Source organism: Clostridium sp. LS, assembly GCF_002760435.1.
In the GTDB taxonomy this organism is placed as follows: Bacteria; Bacillota; Clostridia; order Clostridiales; family Clostridiaceae; genus Clostridium.
Genome location: NZ_AUUU01000253.1, coordinates 1 through 25,818, shown reverse-complemented (window position 1 = coordinate 25,818; position 25,818 = coordinate 1). Strand labels below are relative to the sequence as shown.

Sequence of the window (25,818 nt, the reverse complement as noted above, 5' to 3'; positions counted from 1 at the left end):
TCTAAAAAATGAGCCGCTACAAAACTAACTATGTTAGTTTTGCAACAGCCCCTTTTATTTAAGTTTAGTTCATGGCCTCATAACTCTAGTTAATAGATTATCTATTGAACCTTTTTTCATTAATTAAGTATCTTTTCGGTATCATATTATAATATACAAGATAAAAAGCTGCCAATCCTAGCAAAGCTCCTCCAAAATCTATTAGGACATCACCTACATAAGACGTTCTTCCTGGCACAAAAGCTTGGTGAAACTCATCTGTTACTGCATAAAACAAGCATATAAATAATACATAAACTATTGCATCCTTTCCTTTTTTATTATAAGAAAAAAATGAATTAGCTACTAAAATAGCTAACACCATATACATAAATGCATGAGCGTTTTTCCTAATAATGTAATCTAATTGATTTTCTTTTTCTGTTTTGTTAACCGCGCTAGGAGTATTTTCAATCGGGTTCTTACTAATTTTATTTTGAAATTTTTCTTTTGTATTTTCAACAAAGTCAGCTACTTTAGTGCTTTTTTGATGTGATATTTCTCCATTATTACTTGACATATAAAAAATAAAACCCATCCAAAATACGCATAAAATTACACTAATTGTCTTCAACTAATCGTCTCCTTTACCATAATTCTATATACCATATAATTTTACTTAAAACAAATAATAAATATGTTAACAATTTCTCATAAATTTGAGCATATTTAAATCCTTGCTAATAATTATAGGACAATCGAAATGTAATTTATTCACTAAACCCCAAAAAACTATTAGAAATTAATTTTAAAAGTAGAAAAGAGCAGTCCAGAAGGCTTTAGAAAAAACTTCTGAGACAGCTCTAAATAGATTTATTCATTTAATTACAATTATTCTAATTTTGATATGAAATTATATTAATATTTTTCTGCTAATAACCTAACATTAGTCGTCTTCGACATTCTGATTTTTGATGGGAAGACATTTTTGATATATTCTCCTCCATCCATTTACGTTGTGAATAAGAAAACCTTTTTCCATAAAATAGCATAAACTGATTATTATACGATTCATCTATGAAACCGTAAGTAGATTGAGTAAATTTCACATATCCTAAAGCCTCTAATAATGCTGTATCGTGAAGTTGAACAGATTTTTCTTCATCAAACATTTTTAAATCTAAATCTTTTTCTATTTTAGCTGCTAAAAGGTTATGTTTAGATTCACCACATGGATAAAAATTCCCTTCTCTAGATAGCCAACCGCATACACCTGATTCACCCATTTTAATAATAGGACAGATAATTAATAAATTCGTTTAACAAACAAATTTTTAAACATATCCTCCTATTTTTCACCCCGCTTTCTTATGTAAATAATTTTAATATTTTAAAATTTATTCTTTAGTATTTAAATATATTTTTATATTGTATATTTCTACAAAAAAGTCTAAATTCCTTTATTTTGAAAAGCATAAATAGAAATATATTTTTAAAATATTAATCTTATGAATATATATCAGCAAACTCGATGCTTATTTTCTCTACTCTACTCTCATATAAACGTCCGTCAGAAATCGACTCTTCCTCGACAAGCTTTACTGGCAATTCAATTAAAAATTCGCAGCCCTTTCCAAATTCACTTATTACTTTAATACTTCCTTCATGCATATCTACAATAGATTTTACAAGAGATAAACCTATTCCACTCCCTTCTTTATTGCGCGCAAGAGTTTTTTCTACTTGTCCAAATCTTTCAAAAATTATATCTAATTTATCCTTGGGTATTCCAACCCCATTATCCTTAATAGATATAAGTACTTTTGTTTCCTTATCATACAAACTTACTAATATTTCTCCACCTACTGGAGTAAATTTGATAGCATTGGATAATAAGTTTAATATTATTCTTTCAATTTTATCTAAGTCAATTGCCATTTCTTTTTCTTCTACATCAGTATCAAATAATAGCTCGATTCCTTTATCCTTAGCATAATCTGCAACTGATAGAGTTATATCTTCAATAACACTTACCACATTATGGTTATGCAAATCAACTTTGAAATATCCTGAATCAAATTTAGATATATCTATAAGATTATTAACTAATCTTACAAGTCTATAGCAGTTTTGTTTCATTGTCTTTAAATATTTATATACCCCTGATTCATTTGAAGCGTTATCCATGATATTAGCAGGTAATGCTAATATTTGAATTGCTCCTAATATAACATTTAAAGGCGTTTTAAGTTCATGAGACACATTTGAAAAAAACTCTGTCATCATTTGATTAAGTTCATTTACCTTATTTATTACTTTTTTATTTTCTACTATATCATTTTTAAGAAGTTGTATTTGTTTTCTTGGTGTAATATCTCTAATCATAACCATAAGCGAAGGTTTTCTTTTATAGGTACAAAAGCAATTTGAAACCTCAATTTCGATAATATTTCCATCAAGTCTTAATAATTTACTTTCAATAAATGAAGAATTACTCTTATTCTCTATTATCTTATTGATACTCATACACGTTGAATCACTATCCTCATTAACCATAACGTCTTCAAAGTTTAAGCCTATGATGTCCTCAACACCTCTCACTCCTAAAAGTTCAGCCATTTTATTATTTGCAAATACAAATTTGTTATCGCTAACAACAAAAATTGCATTATCTGAATTATTTATTACCATATTAAAACATTGCTCATTATTAAACATTATTTCTTCAAATTCTACCAGTTTATTATCCGCTTCGTTCAAATCATGGTAAATAAGATTATATGGCCTTTTTAAGCCAGTTCTAACAACTCCTTTGTATAAAAAGTATGCAGCCATTATTTTTATAATATGCCCGACAAAATTTGCCCAATCATAGGAAAACGTATAACTTGTAAAAAATATTTCCGACTCTCCTGATAATATTAAGAAAATTTCAAGACAAATAAATAAATACTTATATATATTCTTACCAAATACAAATAATATGATAGCGGTTCCAAAAAAAGCAGCACTTAATAAATATTCACTGATTATTTTAAAAGTAGTTAATCCCATACTCTCTATATAACAAGTTGGGAAAACATGTACTATTAGTATAGAGGTTAGTAAAAGTATTGTTATAAAGTAATAAATCATAAATAAAGCGTATGCATTAACTTTTTTTTGAGGTCTAACCATAAATATCATTGAGGTTATGCATGTCACTGCACCCATGTATTTTGAAGCAATTAACAGTTGTGCTGAAATATTAGCACTTTCTTTTAAGCTCAAAAATGGCATTCCCTCATTTAGAAGTAGATGAAATATTCCGAGTATTGCTGAAAAAAAATATCCAGTCCCAAGAATCAAGATAAAGTTACTTTTATTAATACTATAAGTATTAAAAGCAAATACGAATACAACCACAAAAATTACATTAATAAATAATTCTATTGCAGTGTGAAAAAATAAATTGTTATACATGTTCACCACTAATAAAAAACCCATAAAAATTAAAAAAAAGCTCCATTCTATCAATGCTTCAAATTCGATTGACATCAAAAGCTTCCTTGCCTGACCAATATACCTCATATGTACCCCCTTATAAATGTCTATATTATTCGATCATTTCTCAAAATTCCTGACAATTCTTATTTTACTACTAATTTACACACATGTAAATTAGTCCAACTAAATGTACTAAATCGCAAAAAAGTGTAGATAAAATTCATCTCAAAGGTTGGTGAAAAAGTATATTTTCAAACTTCTAACTATATTGAATAATTTTTATCTAGTAAAATGTGCAAAAATATTAATATATAAGATAATTTATTCATATATTTATTATGCTTAGAGTGAATTTACATGTTAGCTTTACAAAGATTATTAGTGGATTTTTTTGAGTAATATATAGATATAGCATATACCTATGCAACTTGTACCACATTTCGTAAATTTAATTCTAATAATTAATTTAATAGGAGAAGATTAAATGCAAAAATGGGAAAAGCAGTTAGTAATTATACTTTTCGTACTAGGCATATTAGGCGGATTCATAGGTGTTGTTATGAGCAAATCCGGAGTTGGCGATATAATAGTTTTTGACAATATTGATATTTTCGGCATTCTTGAACTAACCCTATTCCTAATTGTAATTGCCTGTACTGCCTTTGATGTATATGAAACACTCGAAAGTAGACTCCTTCTTGGTGATGAAAAATTTAAAGTAACATTAAGTTCAAGGAACAGATTGAAATACATCCTAATATTTTTGATATTATCAGATATTTGTGAATTAGGAATATTTTTAAATTCAATTGATATGCATCTGATACCCTTATTTTTAATAACTGTGCTTCTTACTTTTATGGTTGCACTTCATAGCCAAACACATGATATGATTGGTGAGCAGGGACTTCTATATTGTGGCATTTTCCACAGTTGGGACGATGTAAAATCTTGCAATATTACAAGTGAAGCATTACTAGAAATGAAGATAATGAATAATTTTTTTAGCCTTGAATATGAAAATATAATTAAATTTAATATTGATGAAAAGGATAAAAAAAATATTGAAAGTTATTTAGAGAAAAAAATATGTATTATAGATGAGTCAAACGCAATTTAGAACTCAGAATTTATAAAAGGAAATGAATAAATGTGAGGTCACTTCACTTTATCCTCAGTAGTAAAGTGAAGTGACCTCGCATTTATGTTTTAATAATTTAATCATTTTTTCAATATATAGAATTATAGTAAAAAAATGTTAATTGTAATATAATACATATATACAGTACTTACTAAATGAGCTCATACATAATACTAAATGAACTACAATAATAAAACTAAGGTGGTAAAAGTTGATGCAGAAATGGGAAAAGTATTTACTTATAATTTTATTTATTCTTGGAATATTAGGCAGTCTAATAGGATTTACCCTGACAAAATCCGGAATTGGAAATCTAGAGATTTTTAATAATATAGATATATTTAGCTTTTTGGAATTATTTTTATTAGCACTAGCAAATGCCTGCGCTATTTTTGATATTTATGAAACCTATGAGGGCAGAAATGAACTTGGTCCAGTAATGTTTAACATAACCCTAAGCAATAAAGATAAATTAAGATACGTATTAATTTTCCTTATCTTTATTAATATTTTTGAATTTGGAGTGTTTTTATATTCACCTGATGCATATATACCTCCTTTACTTTGTATGACAATGTTATTAACTTTTATAATTGCGTTTCATAACAAGGCCGGTAATGTTATTGGTGAAAATGGAGTGCTTCATTGGGGAATATACTACAGTTGGGAGGATATAGAATCTCTCAATATTGAAACTGACACATTACTTAAAGTGAACTTAATAAATGTTTTTTTTGCTTTTGAATATACCCATATAGTAAAATTTGATTTTACTAAAAGTGATAAAGAGGAGCTTAAAAATTTTTTAGATTCTAAATTACAAGCTTCAATAGATAAAGACTTTACCAATATGGAAAGCGTACAAGTTGCATGCAGTGAAGAAAGAACTAGTTTTACTGATAATTCCATACAGCCTGATGAATTAACTAATGAACCGTCGCTGTATACTAACTCCTCAGCTAGTAAAGAGCAATCTGATTCATTATCCGTAGGTTATGAGTCAGAATTATCAAATAATATTGAGCAATGCGATGATTCTCCTAATAAGTGCGATGAATCTATTAACAACATTGAACAACTATTCAATAACATAAATCAATATGAAAAACTACTTAGAAATATTGATCAATGCAGGAATTTAATTTTACCGTAATATTAATTCAACAGCAAGAAAGAATAGCTCAAAATTTATTATACTCTAGTGAACTATTCTTTCATTCAGATTAAATCTAATAATAATAGTAAGATCCTTAGAAATATTACTTAATAGCTTCTATAAAGAGTTTATTATATACTCTTATCTCTTCTAATTCAGTTAATACTTTTTCACTAATTTCTGAAATATTTTTATCTATTAAATATCTTTTTTCTAAATCCCCCATATCTTCTTTGCATAAATCCAATACTTCCCTATATGCTTTCATTTGCATATTAATTAATGCTTCATACTGTTTGTTAGTTAGATCAATAAATTCTAATTCTTTATTAGTCATATTAATTCACCTTTCTAAAAAAGAAATTCAAAAAACACTTATATTTCAAAATATCTTTACATAAGTTTTATTTATTTAGTTTCATGTTTTATTTTCATTCTTTAGCAGCTTATTATATTCATTTAATATGCTATCGAGCTTTTGACTTATATTAATTACTTCCACATCTAACAAATCACCTTTTATATCTATTGTTTCATGTAGTGCTTGTCTCGTTTTATAAATCTTTATCTCAAGTTTTTCAATAGCTTTCATCCTCAGTTCTCCTATCCAAGTATATTGGAACGTATTTCACTTATATCCATATAGTATCATAAATGTAATATAATTTAAACAGATTGTATTTTAATCAAATAAATAATTTAAGCTTTTAAAACTAACTACACCCTGTACTGTCTGCATGTTTCTGAAGCATAAACTAGATATTTCAACTTTACAGGGTATTTTAGGTAAATAGGTATTAATTTTTAGAAGTGCTATCAAACTGATTATAAAGGCAATGTTCAATTTGATTTTTCTCACCCAGTATATTATTCGTTTTGTAATCTTATTTTCTGACAGAAATATTAGTTTATATTTAACATTATATCGTCCATTCCTCGATGCACTCCTCTGCTAGCTTTAAAGCCACACTCCAAAGACCTTCTAAAACTTCATCTACATAAACAAACCTGCATAAATCTTCATTCTTATTATTTCTATACCTATCATATTCTATATAATACATATCTTCTACACTTGAAATAATACTTATTTTACACCCAGTCTTATCCTCAATAAATTTCCTCAACTGACCTTCTGTTAGTAGTGGAATATGAGAATATAGTATTAAATTCTTACAGGCTTCATTATCTTTATAATTTAATTCTAAAATTTGCATACTTCCACTTTTCTTATCATATACTATATCCCCCTTACCTGGATTCCACCAATCTAATAACACCACTTGTACATCCTTGTCCTGCTTTAGAAATTCTTCTGCACTTATATAATCCATAACACTCCTCCCTACTGTAATTGCCAGCCATTTTTAATACACTCTTGTAATCCCTTTAGTATCTCTATGACTCTATGAACTAAATTTTCTTTAGCAAATTGTTGACTCATTGGTATATCACCTAAATTATTTTGTTTTTCATACTGTTGTTTTTCCCACATTATGTTACGCCCGTATTCCTTAGTATGAATATTATTTATTAAATGCCATATTTGACCCTCATTTTTATTGTTAATTTTACAAAATTCTTGAACTTTTTCTTCTAAAAATTCTCCACTGCACATCATGCAGCACCACTCCTTCCAAAAAACTGTTATCTAATTAATTGCCAACTTTTTGTATTTTAAACATTTTTCAAGTGACTTATATTATACTTAGCTAACGGAATACGACTGTACTGCTTTTATGCTTCATTATCTATTAATTTTTATTTCTCAAGCTTTAAAATCACACAAAAAAAATCGCAAATTCATTTCTTGTGAAAAATGCGATCTTTATATTATATATTTTACTCAAATTATATTGAGTTTAAAGCAATTAATATTATATACTATTTACTTTCAATAAATTTAAGTAGATTTTCTATATCTCTATTATCTAGCGATATATCTCCAATATTGCAATGGCTTGATAGATTAAAATCGTGGAAATCCGATCCACCAGTAATTAAAAGTTTACGTTGCTTGCAAATATTTATAAATTTATTGGTATCTTTTTCAGAATTTAATCCATATATAGCTTCAACCCCATCAAACTTAAAGTTATTTAATAAATCTTCTATTTTTGTCTTTTTAACCAATACTGGATGCGCTAATACTACAACTGCATTATTATTTCTCAATAAATCTATTCCTTCTTGTACAGATAAAATGGAGCTCGGAATATATGCCGGACTATCATTTCCTAAATAATTTCTAAAAACATCTTCTATATTTGTTTCGTAGCCTGCCTTAATAATTTCTTTTGCTATATGAGGTCTGCCAATCATTCCTTTATTTTTTGACAGTAATTCATCTCCATCAATTTCTATACCAAAATATGTTTTAAGACTATTTACAATTGTTTTTGAACGATCTATTCTATCCTGCTCTTTTTTCCTTGCAAACTCAATCATTTCTTTTTTTCTGCAGTCTTTATCTTTAAAGTAACCAAGTATATGAATATCTTCTCCATTATACTTCGTAGATATTTCAATGCCTGCTATTACTTTTACTCCAATCAATTTTCCATATTCAATAGCCTCTTTGCATCCTTCCATTGTATCATGGTCAGTTATAGAAACTATATCATATTCACTCTTCTTATATAAATCTAAAAGCTCACTAATACTAAACTTTCCATCAGAATAATTTGAATGAATATGAAAATCTCCTTTATTAAACATGAACCCACTCCTTTTTGTATTTAATTTAACGCATTCTATATTTTACTCTTAATTGATCTATTTTTCCCATTAAAATCATAATTGGTTTTTCCTCAGAAATAAGTAATCCAGCTAATGCAAGAAAAATTCCTATAGTTGCAATTGAGGTAATATTTTCATGGAGTAAAAATGCTGATGCAACCACTGTAATTACAGGTACTATATAAATATATACGCTTGTCTTAACAGCCCCTAAAATCTTTACTGACCAATTCCATGTTGCAAAACATATTGCAGAAGCTCCAAATCCCAAATATAAGATATTAAATAAGTTCGATGGAATCGTAAACCTGTTCAATTGTAACTTAAAATCAAACATATATATTGCAGGAATCATAAATAATAATCCATAAAAGAATACTCTTCTAGTACAGCCTAAAGTATTATACCCAAATTCACTGATTTTTCTCATAATAACTGAATAAAAAGCCCATACAATTGTTGCAAGTACCGCCAATATATCACCTAAAGGATTTAATTTTAATACAAAATTCTCATTAAATCCTATTAGAATAATACCTAATATAGCTACAATAAAGCCAACGAAAAAGCGTAATGAGAGCTTTTCGCTATCTAAAAACATATGTGCAACTAGTGCTGTAAAAAATGGTGCTATAGAAACAATAACACCTACGTTTGATGCAAGTGTATAAGTTAAAGCAATATTTTCAAAAAGAAAGTACAATGTTATTCCAAATAATCCAGCTGCTGCAAAGTATAATTCCTGTTTAAAATTTAAGTTTTTTAATTTATGTGGATATGCCAGAAATAAAGTAAAGTAGCCAATTATGAATCTAAAAAATAATATTTCTATAGGTAAAAAATCTTTTAGTAATACTTTTGTAGAAACAAAAGTTGTTCCCCAAACCATAATTGTAATAAGTGCTGATAAATGTCCAGCGATATTTTTTTTATTAGTCATCTTCTGTCCTCCTACGCTCGTCTCTAAATATATTCATATATTGCTTCGGTGTCAAGCCAATTAATTTCTTAAAAAAGTTTGTAAAATGGCTTTGATCTGTAAAACCGGTTTTAACAGCCACATCTATAGGTGCTGTTCCCTGTTCTAAAAGTTTCTTGGCTTTCCCAATTCTAATAGTTTCAAGATAACTATATGGTGATATTCCTTTTTCCTTAGTAAAAGATCGTAAAAAATAGTATTTACTTATCCCAGCCAAAGCACTTAAATCATTTAGAGTAATATTATTCATATAGTTATTCTCTAAATAATCACACACAGCCTTTATTTCAGCATTTTGTTTTCTTAATACTACTTCTGGAACCGCATCAGAATGATCATTTATCAGTTCTTCAATTATAAATAAAAATAATTCCTCTTTTTTAAAATCACTTACTTCCTCCTGCATTATCATAAGATGCAATTCCCTCAAAGAAGGCACTAAATCACTGTGAAATAAAACAGGCTCTTTAAAGTAAGGCGTATAATCTTTATTTGTTATTTCAAATACAGCTTTTTTCATTATATCCCTCTCAATATTAATACAACGATAATCAAGTGCTTCTCCACCAATATGCTTACAAGTATGACTATCCAGTGGATTAAATAAAACTAAATCACCAGTTTCAATAGTATATTCTTTATTCTTACAGGATAAATATCGCTTCCCACTTTCAATAAAACCAATTACATAATATTCATGAAAATGATTTGGAAACTTCTGCATAATACCTTTAAAACTGTAAGCCTCTATGCTCAAAGCTGAATCAAAACAAACGGTTCGGATTTCATTTTGCACTATACTCTCCCTTTCTATGTTAACTACTTTAAAGAATATCACAAATTAATAAATAGTTCTTGTATGATATTGCTTAAACTTATATATTTCACACTAAAAAGAAGTGCCTTTAGACACTTCCTAATTAATATATAATCCTATAAACAAGCATATTTTACTATGTTAATTCTCAAGTCATATTTTGAAAAATTTTTGGCACATTTAAAATTCCATATCCCCAGTATGGATTGGGAATAATATCTCCACTTCTTGCAATTGCTCCTTTTGCAAGATATGCTTTAATGGTTTGAGCAAACATATTAGGTTCATGTCCATCTACTATCCCCCATTGAAACAGCATAGCACAAACTCCCGCTACAACTGCTGCTGAAACGCTAGTCCCATTGACAATTGCAGTTCTGTTATTTGGTGCTACAGCTAATGCGTTTACTCCTCCAGCTGCAACATCAATTATATCTACATACGACTCTAAAAACGCCATACCTGAATAATCAACAACGTTATTATTATTTTGATTATATGCTGCCACAGTTACTATATAAATAGAATTACCTGGCTTTGTTATCGTACCAAAGGGATCTGGGTAGCTAAACCTAGTATTTCCAACAGTTAATCCTCTCTGTGGCAACCAGGCATCATATCGTCCATCTAAAATAAAATTCCCATTAAGCCTAAGCCTCCATATACCAGGCTGCAAATTATAAAATCTTATGCGTATCAATTCATCCCCAGTAGTTTCTTCCGGAAAATAATAATTAACTTTAATGTTGGTTTTTTCAAATATAAAAGTATGATTATTAGTATAATTTATTATTACAGGTATTGTCCCAGTAGTTTCGCCTGAGGGTGATACTACTTCCAGAGTCATTATATTAGGTAAATGAGACCAAATTTGAACTCCCCATAAATTTTTTTGCTCTGGCGCTGCCTCCAGTTCAATAACTCCAGCTCCTATGGCTTGCACACCAGTAATTTGCCCTAATGTTCCTGATGCATGTCCTCCAGCATCTCTTTGATTTCCAGTACCAGTAACTATAACTATTCCCTCACTAATTAAAATAGTACTCATGAAGTCATCTATAGTTCCCTCTCCTCTATGATTACCTAAAGTACTTCCAAGGGGAAAATATATAACCATAGGTTTATTACTTGTTTCTTTATATTCATATAAATACTGCAATGCTGTAAGTATTGCTGTTAAATTGTACACAGGTACAGTAGTCTCGGGAAACTGAATTTCATATGAAAAATCTCTTATGAGCTTTACTACTACAAAGCTGCAATCAGGAGCTCCCCCTCTTAGATTTGGATTTTTTCCTGTTGCACCAATTATTCCAGCCATATTTGTTCCATGCCCAATTTCATCTCTAGTGGGAACTATATCATATGGGGATTTGCCTGATCTAAATGAGCTAATAGCATCATTTATTTGATTTCTACTGTATACCATTCCAAAGGGAACTGGATCATTTGGTTTTTGTACAGTTGTTCTTAAAGTCTGATCCCAAATACTTTCAATTCTTGTTTCTCCATTAACATCCATAAACTCGTCACTTAAATAATCAATTCCTGAATCAATAATAGCTACATTAACACCTTTACCTGTTAAATTTAAAGGAGATCCTGCCTGTACAAAATCTGCTTGAGAAGCACTGACTGGCGAAACCTGCTGCAAAGTATAAAATTCTGCAGGAACAACATATACGATAGATTGAATAATTGGTTCATCCCCCATATTAATTTCTACATTTTTAGGTACTGATACTATTGCATATCTATCATTAATTATTGTTACATAATAGTTTGGTACTCTTGATATCTCCGAAACAATATCGCCTTGATACTGAACAATATAGTTATCATAATTTATATCATTAAAGACTTTCTCTGCTTCTATGTTTTTTTTCATGAAACCCTCCATAAGATAATTGATTATTTTTGTGACATAACAATAATGAATATAAATAATATTTAATTGAAATTATTCTATTCCACATTGTCCATGCTTTTCATGTTTATTTTGGGATTTCCTTGATATATGTAATTTTTTATCCGCCTTTGGCAGTACCGATTAATGAGATCTATATTGAATTATCTCCTCCTAATAATTTTTTAATTTAATAGCACATACTAGTACGTGATTAGTATGTGCCATAAATAGTAAATATATCAAAAGGAACTAATCCATTGCATAAAAGAAATAATATTAATATAGTTTTATAAATCATTTGGTGACATCTGCATATATTCGCACTATATATGCATGCTCTCGTTCTACTTTTAATATTTTTACTAAGCCTTTCTCCCAAATATATTCTATCGCTTCACTAAAATCCTTAATACTTAAATTTGCTTCATTATTCGATAAGGTTATGATAGAATTCTTACCTGATTGTATTACTGGTAATCTCTTTATTTTTTCTAATATTAACTCTACATTATTCCCCATTTTCTCATTCCTTTCATATAACTATTATATAAAAGTTAGCTTATTTTATTCTTAATTAATTATAAAAAGCTAACAGGACACTTATACATAATTATCACATTTTTCCTTGAATATTATTACTATATTTGTATAAGCTATTTTTAAATTATTTTTTATGACAAAGGAGGATTTTTATGAATAGACAATCATTCCAAGCTTATAGAGAAAAGGTCTTATTGCTTCTTAAAATATTAGGGGAGAAAGATTACTTAACTATTCACGAAATAGAAACTGAACCTCATAAATCTAGTGATATAAGTAAGGAGAAAATAAATACGGTTATTCCATTTAAAAGAATTAAATAACTTTGAAAGGTGGGACGGCATACTAATGAAAAAAGCTATTACTATTTTTTCTTTCTTTTTATTTATATGTTTTAATACTCATTTAGCAAATGCCTCCATTAATAGATCAAGAACTTTTACTCAAGGCATTTATAAAATAGAAAGTTTAGATTTCTCAACAGGAATTAATTATAAGGTTCAAAACACTTGTTCTTCTAATAAATCTCTTATTGTTGTCTTTGACTCAAATCAAATTATTAAACAAATTGTAAGGCTGGAACCTAGCTCTCCTCTTTATGTTTTAAAACCTTTCAATACTGGTGACATAATTTTAATTATTGGTGCTGCACAATTGGAGTTTTCTTAAACGACATTTGAAATGTCGTTTTTTAACAAATAATTATCTTTCAAGTACACTGACCTTTTTAATGAGTCCTTTAATTAAATTTATTGAATTATATATTGTAAGTTTTATATTTTGCTTAAATATTTCTGAATCTTTCTCGTTTTCATTATCTAATATTGAATGAATTGCTATGAACGGAATACTATTTACATAACATGCATAAGCAACATTTGCACTCTCTGTATCAACACATAATGGACTTAATTTTTCTATAATATCATCTCTTTCATTATGTGAAATAAATTTCTTTCCAGTAACAACTCTTCCTACATGAAATCTACTTGAAACAGATAAAGATTTAGCAACTCTTTCACATAACATAAGCAATTTAGCATCTGATCTGAAACATATTTCTCTCATCCAAGGATGATATTCTGTTAAAACATCATGTGCTGCATCATAATAAGCAATTTCACTTGAGATAACTGTATCTCCTACATCAAGCTGCTTATTTAATGCCCCCGCAAATCCTATTAATACAATATGTGTAACATTAAAATTATTAATTAAAATTTGTGCTGCAGTGGCAGAATTAATCTTATATGCCTCACCTAATGCTGATACAACTTCAATTCCTTCATGCATACCAGAGTAAAACTTCAACATAGAATGTTCACTAACTTCTGTATTTGCTATTTCACCAATAAAAGGCATTATTCCTCTTTCATTAGATCCTATTACACCTATTTTCATAGTTTATTCCTCTTTCATTTTCATTTTAACTATACCATCCAAAATTGATATTTTGAATTAATTATAGCATATTCTGTAAATACAAGTTGTTAAATTTTGATTAATATATGTCGCACTATTAATACTCTCCATTAATGACTTTACTACTAAAAGCTTATATTTCTTTATATGTTTGAATATATTTTTAAAGCCTTCACATAATAAAATTAAAGCTCTTGTCTTTTACTATAATTAATAATTATAAAGGTGGTTAGTTTAATGAAAAAATTTATAGCTATATTTTCTATTTTCTTATTTCTATCATTTAATATTAATATAATAACCGCTGTAGCTGAATCTACTAAAACATTTTCACAAGGTTTTTATAGAATAAAAGATCTAAATTTGATGCCAAATACTAGTTATAATATTCAAAATATATCTTCTACTACTCCTGTTTTTGTTATTGTATTTAATAGTAACCAACAAATACAACAATCTATTCGATTAGAAATAAACTCAATAAAATATCCCTTAGCACCACTTCAATTCGACTATACAATTGTAGTAATTGGCAATGGAGAGGTGGCTTTTACTCCTTAATATTAGAATTACATGTTTTTTCAATTCTGTAGTAAAGAAGGTGATTGAACCTAATGAGAAAATTTATTATTACATTATGCATATTCTTCTCTTTCTCATTGTGTTTTCCTGTAATATCTTCCATGGCTCAACAGCAATCTTTTAAACAAGGAATATATAAAATTCAGGATTTGAATTTACCTCAAAATAACAACTATACTTTACAAAACAAATCTCCCACTGAATATGCTATTGTAATTATATTTGACGCAAACCAGATTGTTCAGCAACTTATACAACTGCCTCCTTTATCAAATAAATATGACTTAACTCCTATGCTTCCTGGATATGAAATGATAATTGTTGGAAAAGGTGATATAGTTATATCCTAAAATACACTGAATGATAAATTGAAAGGTGATTTTTATGAAGAAATTTTTTGTTTTTGTTCTATTATGCTTATATCTATCATTTAATACTACTATAATAACTTCCTTGGCTGCCTCACAAGCAGTTAAGGAAGGTTTCTATTCAATTAGTAATTTAAATTTATCACCAGATACTAAGCATTTTGTTCAAAATAACTCTTTTACCGATCGTGCTTATGTACTTATTTTTGATTCAAAACCAAATTTTTTACAGGCTATAAGACTAAGACCACAATCTAAAAAGTTTGATTTGATTCCTCTTAAGGATGGTTATACAATAGTAGTTGTTGGCAGCGGTGCTGTAAATTTCTCTTAAATCCCAATCAATATAAGTTCATATATAAAAAAATATAGCTATATACTACTTCAGTTTTCTGATCAGTAATATATAGCTTTCTGTAATATCAATATGCTTTTAATAAAATAAATTTGCATCTATTCTTAGACTATTATATCCCATTACCTGTTTATTAAAAATCAACAACAAAATCTTCTCCAAAAAATTTGATTTTTTTCTCGAATCTTCTCTCTTCTAATAAACTAACTATTTCAACTTGCCCCCTTTGTTCCGCTAAAGCTAGAGCATCCATTTTTCGCATAAATTCATTGCTATATTTAACATTAGTGTCTATCCCACTTTCAATTAGCAGCTTTACAACATCCACATGCCCTCTGCAGATAGCACCAAACAACGGATTATTTGCCGGAATACTTACATCCATCTTAACACCACTAGATATTAAGTATTTAACAGCTTCCAATTTTCCCTCTGAAGCTGCTATATATAACCATTTAGAAAGTTCAATAATCATTGTTATTTTCTCTTCACATGTATTGATTAATTCACTTACCCTCTTTAAATCATTCTGAAGTATTGCCGTATGAAATTCCCTAGCAGCTTCTACATAATCGTCTTCCCCACCTCTTTGAACTATATGTATATTTTTAATATACTTTCCTTCTAAAGTATCCTCTCTAAAAGATGATAAAAATTTTTCGTATTGAGATGAGCCTGGTTTGGGTCCTTTTAATACAGCTTGGACAAATTCATCTGGTGGTTTATATTCATGATTAACAATATAATGATAAATTAAGTTGGGAGCAGAATATGATATTTTACCATTTTCGCTTAAAACTCTTATTTCTCCCGAACCTAGCTTTACTGAATTTCCTTTATGAGTAGTAGTAAAAACTTCTTTATTGAAAACAGAACATAAGTTGCAGTTATGATACCCTCTCGTCTTCTCTAAATTCCCTTGCATATACTCCCATAAATTATCTATAAATTCTTTACTAACCCTTCCTTTAGCATATGTATAAGTTTTATCTAGCCAACCAACATTTTTTGAATTTTCATAAAAGAAATATGAATAATTAGTTAAATCTTCAAAATAACTCATAATATTACAACCTTTCATATAATATTGGGTTAACTTTACTATATTAAACAAATACAACTTTATGTAAGATTATTAGATACTGTGTTAGTTTATACATTTCCTATATTAATAGATTTTCAAAATTTTCTGTTTATATTCCTATTATAACTCAATTATAGTATATTTTGTAAACATTTCTTATATATTTTCCCTTTTTTTAACTTAAATTTAACTCCCTTATGCTTATACCCACATTCCATACCATGTCTAAAAAAATATATTCATCAATTGATTTAGGTACGCACATATGAGATACACCTAATTAATTCAGTTTCCTCATAAAATTCAGCCTCCTCTTCTAAATTTTTATATGCAACTGATAACATAAGTTTTATCCTATTTAGTTGATTTACATTTGATGCACCTGGATCATAATCTATAGCTACAATATTTGAGCTTGGATATCTTTCTTTTAAAGCTTTTATCATTCCTTTTCCAGTTACATGATTTGGTAAACATGCAAAAGGTTGAAGACATACTATATTACTCACTCCGCTTTCTAGTAACTCAATCATCTCTGCAGTTAAAAACCATCCTTCTCCTGTTTGATTTCCAGCTGTAAATAATGGATTTTTATAAACTATTTTCTCTTCAACTGCCTTGTAATTCTTTCTTTTTCTCTCATCCATAGCAGCTTTTAATGATCTTATTCTAATCTTTGCTGCCCCTAAATTACTGCCTTCATCTATCTTAAGAACTGTATATATCTTTCCCTTTGACGATACAATTTCAGAAACTTGATCTGTAGTAACTGCATCCAGTCCACAGCCAAAAGAATTTAACTGAATCATTTCAACACACAATTCATCTGCTGCAAAGGCTGCTGCTCTATATAATCTGGAATGATACATCCATTGATCAACGACTCTCAATTTTTCTTGTATCTTTCCTAAGTGGGACACACTATCTTCTGTTAATACTGCCATGTCAAAATTGGTTAATACCTAAGCCTCTGTAAGTCCTAATATAAAGCTGTTTATTGGCAAATTACCCGAAAGAGCTCCTATTACTAGACTTGCAGCAATTATATGTTCTACACTTTTGATCATTTACTCCTCTCCTATCTACTCAATTAGACTATAAAATATTTAAAGCCCAACTTACTCTAAAGAAAAACTTATGTGTTCATTTTCCTGCGATTCCAATGCCTTACCTGCGTTCTCCTTTTTCTTACCACTAACAAAAAAAACTAGAATTAATGCTACTGCTCCAACAACAGCTGCTACTGCTAATGCATAATCCATACCATCAATACGTGCTTGTCCAGATAACATTTTGGTGATTGTACCTATTGCTGTCCCCCTGCTGTCAGCTTGTGAAAGCCCTCCTTGCATCATATACACATTCTGCATAGTATTAATAGTATTACTAGCCGTCTCGTTAAATGGTGTTATCTGCTCTGCCATTCTAGAATAATTAAAATCTGATTTAGTTTGTATCATAAGTGTCATAATTGTTACACCTAGTGATCCTGCAATTTGTTTAACTGTATTATTTAATGCTGATGCTTTTCCAGCGAGTTTTGGATCAGTAATAGCATTCATTCCTGCTGTTGTTATAGGCATGTTGGCAAGTGCAAACCCCATACCACGTATTGTCATTATTGCCTCTATATAAAGTTCACTTGTATTTTGATTTATATATGCCAATTGATATGAACTTATCAACATAACAGTTAGTCCAATTATTCCTGGAATCTTTGCACCTACTTTATCAAAAAGTTTTCCACTAATCGGCATTATAAGTGCTGTTCCAATAGCAGATGGTAATAAAATCAAACCTGTCTGCATAGCTGTATAACCTTTTACATTTTCCAAATATAACGGCATTACATACATTCCACCCATTAATGCGAAAAATAATATACATTGAATTACTTGACTTATGCTAAACTGAAAGTTTTTAAAAACACGTAACTCTAATATCGGATCCTTATGACTTAATTCATTTACGCCACATAATAAAAGACAAAAGATCCCAAGTGTTAATAAAAGAGGATTTGTTACATCTGTCCAATCTATATTGGCTAATTCACCTATAACATAGAGTGTACTAACCAATCCAACTGTAGAAGTTATAAATCCTATAAAATCAAATTTTTCAAAGGCTTTCCTCTTAGCACCGGGTAATAAAAATATTGACATAATTATCGCAATTATACCTATAGGAACATTTATATAAAATATTATTCTCCAGTCCAGTTTTTCAATGATATATCCGCCAAGGGTTGGGCCTATAGCAGGTGCAGCTAAAGCTGCAATTCCCCAAAATCCCATAGCCATACCCATTTCATCTTTAGAAAATATTTTCATCATCATAGTCATACCTACAGGGATTATCATACCTCCACCTGATGCCTGAAGAATACGAAATACTATCATAGTTGTATTGCTCCAGGCCATTCCACATAAAAATGATCCCGCAGTAAAAGTAATAAGAGCAAACAAAAATACTTTTTTTGTTCCTAATGTATCCCCAAGATATCCAGTAATTGGTACTACAGCACCCAGTGTAAGAGTATAAGCTGTTAATACCCATTTAACATCATCTAAGGATACACCAAACACTGACATTAGTTTAGCAATAGCAATATTAACAATACTGCTGTCTAAAGTAGACATAAAAGAACCTATTATAATTACCACAAGTATTAACCATTTAGAGGCAACCTTCTTTTCTTCTTTATCTTCCATATTTATTTCCCCCATTATTTTATGTGGATTTTAACAATAGCATTAGTACCCGGCAATAATTGAACATCATTTTTATCAAATTCTATTTTAACTGGTACCCTTTGTACTACTTTAGTAAAAGTACCGCTGGTTGATGTTGGAAGAACTGAGAAGGCCGAGTTTGATGCCTTACCAACATATTTTACTTTTCCAGTAAGTATTTTTCCTTCAAATTGATCTATAGTTATATCTGCCGATTGTCCTTGTTTAACTTTTCCAAGTTTAGTTTCCTCTATATCCGCAGTAATATATAGCTTTTGTGGATCAACAATCATTGCAACAGATTGTCCTGGTGATTCAATTTCTCCCACATGCCCTGTTTTTTTAATAACAATTCCACTAATAGGTGCCCTTATTATGGATTGATCCACATTAATATCTGGAAGGTTAGTCATATCTTGTCTTCCCAATATTTGATCTTGAGATACACTATCTCCTTCCTCCACATTGAACTCAAGAAGTTTTCCTGCAATCTGCGGACTAACTTTTATAAGATCGCCATCAACTCTTGCATCATCTGTGCTTACAAAATACGTATTATTGTACCAATAATAAAATCCTATTCCACTAAGTACCCCAATCATAACTATAAATATACCAATCATTAACACTTTACGTTTTTTATTCATATGATTTTCACTCCCTACTCTCTTATTCCTATTTCAGCAAACATTCCTGGTTTTAAAAGTGGATCTTTATCGTCAAACTTAACCTTCACTAAAACATTCTTATTCTTTGAATCTACTGCAGGATCTATAACTGATATTTCACCTTGAAACTCTTTGTCTGGTATTTCTGATACCTTAATTACAACTGCCTGATTAACAGATATTTTATTAATATACGTTGATGGTAAATATGCATTTATAACAATACAATCTAAATTAACTATTGAAAGCAATGGTGCGCCAACTGCAGCTAACTCGCCATTATTGATGTTCTTAGAAGTAACAATACCTGACACCGGGGAGACTATTTCCCTATTTTGCAACTGAACTTGTGCTGTATTTAAAGCTGCCTGTGCACTTTTTACCTGTGCTTCTGAAATTGCTATACTTTCAGCTGTTTCACCCTTATTTAACATATCCAAGGTTGCTTGTGCTGATTTGCATCCAGACTCTGCAGCGGTGAGGGCTGTCTCACTTTGATCTAGCTGAGACTTAGACATTCCTCCTGCATTATAGACATCTTTATTTCTCTCATTGTTAGCTTTAGCATTTTCATAATTTGCCTTAGCACTTTCAAGTGCTGCTGTGGCTTGTTCTATTTGTTCAGGTCTTGACCCACTTTTAATTTTATTTAAGTTTGCCTGCGCTACCTCCACAGCTGCCTCTGCTTGTCCAACTTGAGCTTCTAAATCCTTTGTATCTAAAGTAATTATGTTATCGCCTTTGTTTACTATAGACCCAACATCAACACCTATCTCGGAAACCCTGGCATTAATTTTAGAGGTTATGACTGCACTTTCATCTGCTTGAATCTTACCTGACATAAAATAAACAGTTCCTTTACCCTGAACACTAGCTGTTTCATCAACATTTGCATTGTCATTGCTATTGCTGCTGCATCCAACTAGAGTAGAAGTAACTAACAATATCATTATCATTATTCTTAAAACACATTTTTTCATATTACCTTACTCCCCTGACTTATCAAATTATTTATTATTAGTTTTTTATGGATTTGCTATTTTGACTATTTGAAAATGCAATCCAAGGCTTTTGAATTTCTTCTTTTATAGTATTATATCTATCAATTGCAGTTCTTAACTGAATATCTAAATCTTCGCTATTTACAACTTGATTATTAAAGTCAAGTTCGGTTATTAACTCATTTCCATATTTTACCCGTGCAATACTGAGCTGTTTATTATTTAATAAAATATTTTTCTTTAATAGATTAATATTATCTTCCAAAGTATTAAGGTTTGTATAAAGAGTTCTTAATTGTTCTTTAAATTGTTTCTTAGCTTCATTCAAATTAATTTCACTTTCATATGTACCTAACTTTGCATTCAAATAAGCTAAGCGCATTGATAATTTAAATGCATACATTTCTCTTTCTTGATAATACCCATCTAATCTACCCTGATACGTTTTATAAGAATTAATGTCTCCATCATCATTAAATACAGGCTTATCATCTGATGGTTTATCATCATCTGTTACATCTTCTACCTTGTGATCGCTGTCATTAAAATAATCCTTATTAAGCTCAACTAATTTTGTACTATATTTTAAATAATTTTCCATTACATTGTCTAAATATTCATCTATGGAACCGTCGATTGTAAACTTATCAAACTTTATATCCCTCTCCAAGCTATAATTTGTTACATCTTTACCTGTTAATACTTTAAAGCTATCTTCTGCATCCTTTAATGTATTTTCACTTGTTTTTAATTTATCCTTTAAGTCTTCTATTCTTAATTCATTTGCATTTAAATCTGTTTCTGTAATCATCCCATCATCTTTTTTTACTTTTGCTATATTTAGCTCCTTTGTTTTAAGTTCTATATCTTTCTTTGCCTTTTCAATTCCCATTTGACTGGTAACAATACTATTATAGGCAGTCGTAACTTTTTGAGTTAATTTATCTTCATCAAATTCTTTTTGCTGCTTAACCTGCTTAAGATTAATTTCTCTAATATCTTCATTGAGATCTTTTCTATCATCTGGCATAGGTATTTCAGTCTTTCCAACTAATTGAGGATTATCATCAATTTTTTCATTAACATCATTAGTTTTATCAGTATCAGTTATTTTCTTTTCATCAAGTTCTAATATTTCACTGTTATCAATAGCTGCTTTTATTGATTCATCTAGCGTAAGAATTGGTTTTACGTTTCCTTGAATTTGTGTGTTTACACTATTATTTGCATTTTGACTTTGTATTGTTTCTGCCGCAAACACTGGTACTATACCTCCACTTATGATACTTATCCAAATTGCTATTGCAATTATCTTACTTAAACTTTTTTTCATTTTTCATCACCTCTTATATAATATTTTTTCTGAATTATTAATAACCAGTTAGTTTTTATTCATTCATTTGGTTATATACTAACACCGCTTCCTTTGCTTGTCAATAAGTATTCATTATTTTTTTATAACAAAAAATAGACATACTTTTTTTGTATGTCCACTATCATTTAATCTCTTTATTTATTTCTTAACCATACCTCTTTCATATGTATTCACAATACTTTTTAAGATATCATCTTTATCAAATTCATTATTTTCAGGGTTGATAAGCTTATCAACTATTACAAACGACATTATATTCCCCATAAAATTCCTAGCATAGAGTTTCGTATTAGAGCAATCAATTATTCCTGATTCTTTAAATTTTTCAAAATAAATTGACAGCCTTGCAGCAACTACATTAATAGCATTATCATATAGTATCCTTCCTATTTGAGGAAATTTCCCACTCTCAGCCATAATAACTCTAATAAGGTTTAGCTTTTCCGGCCTAGTTATAGATTCATAGTATGTGTATGCTACTTTTGTAAGAATCTCATGTAAATTTTTGTCTTCATCATCAATTGATAATATCTTAAATTCTTTAATAACTTCTTCTTCAAAAATTGCTGTGAATAACTCTTCTTTATTGTTAAAATATTGATACAAAACTGCTTTTGAAAAACCACAAGCTGAAGCTATAGCTTCCATTGAAGTAGCATTATATCCATTTATTCCAAACATACTTAATGCAACCCTTAAAATTTCAAGTCTTTTTTCATCATATTTTGGTCTTAATTGCTCAGCTTCTGGTATATTTAAACTAGAAAATAGTTCTTTCTTATTTTTGAAATATAAATATATTGTTCCTGGAGATATTTCTGCAAGTTTTGCTATATCCACTATTTTTGTTTCTTTATACCCCTTTTGTGAAAAAACCTTTACAGCTGCTTCTTGTATCTTTTTTAATTTATCTTCTTCCACTTATATCATCCTTCTTTGATAATAATGTATTTAATTTTATTTTGAATAAATTATTACTAACCGGTTTTATTTCATTGTATATTAACATCTACTTTTTAAATTGTCAATAATCAAATTCATAACTAAATTACAGTATTATTTCAAATGAACTGCTGAATACTACTTCCAGAGAAGGAATCTCTTACCTTTTGCCCATATACTGCTACCATTTAAGTCTAGAAAAATAATTTAAAATTTTTTTTAATGCTAAAATAATCTACTTTTGAATTAAAAAGTATTGAAATAACTAAATATCTATTACATATATTATATCGGACAACCTATATACAAAAGAAAGATTATTCTACAAACGGAAAGGAGTAAATTAAATGAAAATATTAGCTATCAATTCAAGTTTAAGAGGGAAAAAAGGTTTTTCAAAAGTGCTTATAGATAGACTATTCGATGGAGCTGAATCAAAGGGTGCAGAATGTGAGGTTATCCATCTTGCAGATCTTAAGATTAATCGATGTATAGACTGCCAGGTTTGTCAGAGGCCAGACCATTTTCTGAAGTGTGCATTTCATGATAAGGATGATGTTAACCTTATCTTCCAGAAAATGCGAAAAGCTGACTTAATTTTGTTTGCCACACCAATTTATACCTTCGGTATTTCAAGCTTACTAAAGACATTTATCGAAAGGTACTACTGCACTGCAAATGTTAGTACATTCCATGTCACTAAAAGCGGATTATTCTTTCATCATACAGATCATGACATCTGTGGAAAGCCTTTTGCAGCATTAATTGTATATGACAATTTAGAAGATGAGATGTACAAAAATATTTTTTCTTATTTTAAGACTTATGCAAAATTCTCAGAAGCAGAAATGGTCGGAACTCTTATTCGTAAGTCTGCTGGGATGTTCCATTCTAATATAAAAGAAGCAAAAAATAATCCTGTAATTGACAGAGTTTTCACTGCCTACACACAGGCAGACAGAGAGCTTGCTACACAAAAACGTATAAGTACATCAACCGAAAAGAAAGCAAATGAACCAATAATCAAAATTCCTTTCTTTGTAAAGTTAATGCTTAAGCTTGGTATAGGAAGAGATAAAATCGTAGACGCCCACAGAAAAATAATGAAAGCTGTTATCAAAAGAGATTGATTAGCTGTACTTTTCTAATATCATAACCTATAAAAAAGTGGTGATTAACAAAAACTTCCCCCCCTCACTTTTCTTATATATTTATATATGGATAAGGTGAATTTTAATTCCTACTACAAGAGCGGTACTCAATCCCCCCAGCCTGACAACTTAAACTCTATCTGAACACATTTTGAAATGGAGGCTTAAAAGGAATGTATACTATACTGACATTTTTATAGCTTTGCCTCTTTCGCTATAGCTATTGTCATTTACAGATTCAACAATATACTTTCCATTGTCATATATAATCTTAGATATACTTGAATTCGCCATATCTCTCACATTAAAACTTTTATCTAAATAATCAATAATCAACCTGATTATTCCTCCATGCCCAATTATAAGTACATTTCCTCCATTATCATATGAATTTTCTTCACATATATCTCTTATGCTGCTCATTACTCTCTCTAATGCTGTATTATAATCTTCTGCTTCCTTGGTTTCATCTAAAATAGCACATGAATTACAATATTCCTTTTGAAAATCATATTTTTCTTCAGCTTCTTTGAAGGAACCTACGTTAAGATGATTCAAAATATCATTGAACATTACCATCTCACGCTCTCCTTCATATTTTCCAAAACATACTTCTCTTAATCCTTCAAGCTCTTTTAACTGTAAATTTGAACTTTCTTTATTCTCTTTTATCACAATTCTTGCAGTCTTTACTGCTCTACCCAAATCACTGCTATAGGCAGCTTTAAATTTAATATTGCTAAGTCCAAGCCCTACATTTACAGCTACCTCAATACCTTCTTTTGTAAGAACTCCATCACACCAGCCTTGAGTCCTTCCTGCCTTATTTAAAATAGTTTGTCCATGTCTCATTAAATAAATAATAACTTTCCCCTTATTCATATGCTTCCTTTTTCCTTCCATAATTACAAATATATTAAAACACTCTTTTCAATATCATATCAATCAATATTATAAGTAATGCTACTATACTTTTTTCTAATCTAATTATATATAACTCCCAAATTTTTTCAACATATGAATCAATTATCCATATTCTGCATATACTAAATTATATAGTGGTGGGTTCTATTGTACATGTATTACAGCAGGGCTCACTACTTTTTTACTTTTATTAAAAAGTTAATTTATAAACTGAAATATGTATAAATTATAAATCCAATCTTTTGTTTATTTACCTATATATATCCTCCCCAAGAATCTGACTTATTAGATAACTATATCCAACAAGTTTTTATGTGGATATCTTCACCAGAAATCATAAATATTTTTGCGGAGAAAACATTTGAAAATAAGCTGTTGAAGGTTCTTAGTTGCAAGTTGTTCCGATTTAGCCTGTCACGCTGAAAGCGGGAGCATGCTAAATTGGATGCAACTTGCAACTTAGATCCT

At 29.4% G+C, this 25,818-nt stretch carries 28 protein-coding genes and 1 pseudogene; 8 read left to right on the top strand and 21 right to left on the bottom strand.

What is annotated here, in order from left to right; all coding sequences use genetic code 11:
• Positions 1 to 97: 97 nt before the first annotated feature.
• The 3 genes from COL3_RS27410 to COL3_RS27400 form a co-directional block, all read right to left on the bottom strand.
• Positions 98 to 613 (bottom strand): VanZ family protein, encoded by a 516-nt coding sequence (locus COL3_RS27410; RefSeq protein WP_008427594.1) that lies wholly within the window; start codon positions 611 to 613, stop codon positions 98 to 100.
• Between the two features lie 298 nt (positions 614 to 911).
• Positions 912 to 1,265: a hypothetical protein gene (locus tag COL3_RS27405; RefSeq protein WP_008427592.1), complete on the bottom strand. Its 354-nt coding sequence runs from the start codon at positions 1,263 to 1,265 to the stop codon at positions 912 to 914.
• Positions 1,266 to 1,485: 220 nt separating this feature from the next.
• A complete protein-coding gene (locus tag COL3_RS27400; protein ID WP_008427590.1) occupies positions 1,486 to 3,549 on the bottom strand; it encodes an MASE3 domain-containing protein in 2,064 nt (687 codons plus the stop codon).
• 400 nt (positions 3,550 to 3,949) lie between these two features.
• Between COL3_RS27400 and COL3_RS27395 the strand changes: the two genes are divergently transcribed.
• Both COL3_RS27395 and COL3_RS27390 read left to right on the top strand, forming a co-directional pair.
• On the top strand, positions 3,950 to 4,585 hold the full coding sequence (locus COL3_RS27395; RefSeq protein WP_008427582.1) for a DUF986 family protein: 636 nt from the start codon (positions 3,950 to 3,952) through the stop codon (positions 4,583 to 4,585).
• A 235-nt stretch (positions 4,586 to 4,820) separates the two neighbouring features.
• Positions 4,821 to 5,759: a DUF986 family protein gene (locus tag COL3_RS27390; RefSeq protein ID WP_008427580.1), complete on the top strand. Its 939-nt coding sequence runs from the start codon at positions 4,821 to 4,823 to the stop codon at positions 5,757 to 5,759.
• Between the two features lie 106 nt (positions 5,760 to 5,865).
• Here the strand turns inward: COL3_RS27390 and COL3_RS27385 are convergent, their stop codons facing one another.
• From COL3_RS27385 to COL3_RS27345, 9 genes are all read right to left on the bottom strand, one after another.
• Positions 5,866 to 6,099 (bottom strand): hypothetical protein, encoded by a 234-nt coding sequence (locus COL3_RS27385; RefSeq protein ID WP_008427579.1) that lies wholly within the window; start codon positions 6,097 to 6,099, stop codon positions 5,866 to 5,868.
• Between the two features lie 81 nt (positions 6,100 to 6,180).
• Entirely contained in the window at positions 6,181 to 6,354 is a 174-nt protein-coding gene (locus COL3_RS27380) for an aspartyl-phosphate phosphatase Spo0E family protein (RefSeq protein ID WP_008427577.1), read from the bottom strand.
• Positions 6,355 to 6,682: 328 nt separating this feature from the next.
• Positions 6,683 to 7,096: a hypothetical protein gene (locus COL3_RS27375; RefSeq protein WP_008427576.1), complete on the bottom strand. Its 414-nt coding sequence runs from the start codon at positions 7,094 to 7,096 to the stop codon at positions 6,683 to 6,685.
• 11 nt (positions 7,097 to 7,107) lie between these two features.
• A complete protein-coding gene (locus COL3_RS27370) occupies positions 7,108 to 7,383 on the bottom strand; it encodes a hypothetical protein (RefSeq protein WP_008427575.1) in 276 nt (91 codons plus the stop codon).
• A gap of 263 nt (positions 7,384 to 7,646) precedes the next feature.
• Positions 7,647 to 8,480 carry a PHP domain-containing protein gene (locus tag COL3_RS27365; RefSeq protein ID WP_008427574.1) on the bottom strand — a complete coding sequence of 278 codons (834 nt, stop codon included), beginning with the start codon at positions 8,478 to 8,480 and terminating at the stop codon, positions 7,647 to 7,649.
• A gap of 25 nt (positions 8,481 to 8,505) precedes the next feature.
• Positions 8,506 to 9,441, bottom strand: coding sequence for a DMT family transporter (locus tag COL3_RS27360; protein ID WP_008427573.1), 936 nt, complete (start codon positions 9,439 to 9,441; stop codon positions 8,506 to 8,508).
• Positions 9,434 to 10,276 (bottom strand): AraC family transcriptional regulator, encoded by an 843-nt coding sequence (locus COL3_RS27355; protein ID WP_008427571.1) that lies wholly within the window; start codon positions 10,274 to 10,276, stop codon positions 9,434 to 9,436. Before COL3_RS27355 ends, COL3_RS27360 begins: the two co-directional genes overlap by 8 nt.
• Before the next feature lie 169 nt (positions 10,277 to 10,445).
• A complete protein-coding gene (locus tag COL3_RS27350) occupies positions 10,446 to 12,185 on the bottom strand; it encodes a S8 family peptidase (RefSeq protein WP_008427569.1) in 1,740 nt (579 codons plus the stop codon).
• A 315-nt stretch (positions 12,186 to 12,500) separates the two neighbouring features.
• Positions 12,501 to 12,725 carry a hypothetical protein gene (locus COL3_RS27345; protein WP_008427567.1) on the bottom strand — a complete coding sequence of 75 codons (225 nt, stop codon included), beginning with the start codon at positions 12,723 to 12,725 and terminating at the stop codon, positions 12,501 to 12,503.
• A gap of 173 nt (positions 12,726 to 12,898) precedes the next feature.
• Between COL3_RS27345 and COL3_RS29075 the strand changes: the two genes are divergently transcribed.
• Both COL3_RS29075 and COL3_RS27340 read left to right on the top strand, forming a co-directional pair.
• Positions 12,899 to 13,069 (top strand): hypothetical protein, encoded by a 171-nt coding sequence (locus tag COL3_RS29075; RefSeq protein WP_008427565.1) that lies wholly within the window; start codon positions 12,899 to 12,901, stop codon positions 13,067 to 13,069.
• 25 nt (positions 13,070 to 13,094) lie between these two features.
• On the top strand, positions 13,095 to 13,415 hold the full coding sequence (locus COL3_RS27340) for a hypothetical protein (RefSeq protein WP_008427563.1): 321 nt from the start codon (positions 13,095 to 13,097) through the stop codon (positions 13,413 to 13,415).
• Positions 13,416 to 13,448: 33 nt separating this feature from the next.
• Here COL3_RS27340 and mtnN read toward each other — a convergent pair whose 3' ends face one another.
• The gene (gene mtnN / locus COL3_RS27335; protein ID WP_008427561.1) at positions 13,449 to 14,147 is read right to left on the bottom strand and encodes a 5'-methylthioadenosine/S-adenosylhomocysteine nucleosidase; all 699 of its coding nucleotides are present in this window, start codon (positions 14,145 to 14,147) and stop codon (positions 13,449 to 13,451) included.
• Positions 14,148 to 14,405: 258 nt separating this feature from the next.
• On the opposite strand from mtnN, the gene COL3_RS27330 reads away from it, so the two are divergent.
• From COL3_RS27330 to COL3_RS27320, 3 genes are read left to right on the top strand one after another with little or no spacing between them, the layout of a single operon-like run.
• Positions 14,406 to 14,729: a hypothetical protein gene (locus tag COL3_RS27330; protein ID WP_008427560.1), complete on the top strand. Its 324-nt coding sequence runs from the start codon at positions 14,406 to 14,408 to the stop codon at positions 14,727 to 14,729.
• Positions 14,730 to 14,782: 53 nt separating this feature from the next.
• Complete coding sequence (locus COL3_RS27325) at positions 14,783 to 15,100, top strand: hypothetical protein (protein WP_008427558.1); 318 nt, start codon at positions 14,783 to 14,785, stop codon at positions 15,098 to 15,100.
• A gap of 34 nt (positions 15,101 to 15,134) precedes the next feature.
• Entirely contained in the window at positions 15,135 to 15,452 is a 318-nt protein-coding gene (locus tag COL3_RS27320) for a hypothetical protein (protein WP_008427556.1), read from the top strand.
• A gap of 154 nt (positions 15,453 to 15,606) precedes the next feature.
• Here COL3_RS27320 and COL3_RS27315 read toward each other — a convergent pair whose 3' ends face one another.
• The 7 genes and pseudogenes from COL3_RS27315 to COL3_RS27285 all read right to left on the bottom strand — a co-directional run bounded on the left by COL3_RS27315 (position 15,607) and on the right by COL3_RS27285 (position 23,254).
• Positions 15,607 to 16,536, bottom strand: coding sequence for an ankyrin repeat domain-containing protein (locus COL3_RS27315; protein WP_008427552.1), 930 nt, complete (start codon positions 16,534 to 16,536; stop codon positions 15,607 to 15,609).
• 272 nt (positions 16,537 to 16,808) lie between these two features.
• Positions 16,809 to 17,537 (bottom strand): annotated as a pseudogene (locus tag COL3_RS27310) (hypothetical protein); the annotation flags it as partial.
• Between the two features lie 138 nt (positions 17,538 to 17,675).
• Complete coding sequence (locus COL3_RS27305) at positions 17,676 to 19,268, bottom strand: DHA2 family efflux MFS transporter permease subunit (RefSeq protein ID WP_008427537.1); 1,593 nt, start codon at positions 19,266 to 19,268, stop codon at positions 17,676 to 17,678.
• A 14-nt stretch (positions 19,269 to 19,282) separates the two neighbouring features.
• Positions 19,283 to 19,936 carry an efflux RND transporter periplasmic adaptor subunit gene (locus COL3_RS27300; protein ID WP_008427529.1) on the bottom strand — a complete coding sequence of 218 codons (654 nt, stop codon included), beginning with the start codon at positions 19,934 to 19,936 and terminating at the stop codon, positions 19,283 to 19,285.
• A 14-nt stretch (positions 19,937 to 19,950) separates the two neighbouring features.
• A complete protein-coding gene (locus tag COL3_RS27295) occupies positions 19,951 to 20,937 on the bottom strand; it encodes an efflux RND transporter periplasmic adaptor subunit (RefSeq protein ID WP_008427526.1) in 987 nt (328 codons plus the stop codon).
• A gap of 37 nt (positions 20,938 to 20,974) precedes the next feature.
• A complete protein-coding gene (locus COL3_RS27290; RefSeq protein ID WP_008427523.1) occupies positions 20,975 to 22,291 on the bottom strand; it encodes a TolC family protein in 1,317 nt (438 codons plus the stop codon).
• Positions 22,292 to 22,471: 180 nt separating this feature from the next.
• Complete coding sequence (locus COL3_RS27285) at positions 22,472 to 23,254, bottom strand: TetR/AcrR family transcriptional regulator (RefSeq protein ID WP_008427522.1); 783 nt, start codon at positions 23,252 to 23,254, stop codon at positions 22,472 to 22,474.
• A 368-nt stretch (positions 23,255 to 23,622) separates the two neighbouring features.
• On the opposite strand from COL3_RS27285, the gene COL3_RS27280 reads away from it, so the two are divergent.
• On the top strand, positions 23,623 to 24,405 hold the full coding sequence (locus tag COL3_RS27280; protein ID WP_008427520.1) for a flavodoxin family protein: 783 nt from the start codon (positions 23,623 to 23,625) through the stop codon (positions 24,403 to 24,405).
• A 201-nt stretch (positions 24,406 to 24,606) separates the two neighbouring features.
• Here the strand turns inward: COL3_RS27280 and COL3_RS27275 are convergent, their stop codons facing one another.
• Positions 24,607 to 25,329 (bottom strand): histidine phosphatase family protein, encoded by a 723-nt coding sequence (locus COL3_RS27275; protein ID WP_180278004.1) that lies wholly within the window; start codon positions 25,327 to 25,329, stop codon positions 24,607 to 24,609.
• Positions 25,330 to 25,818 lie beyond the last annotated feature (489 nt).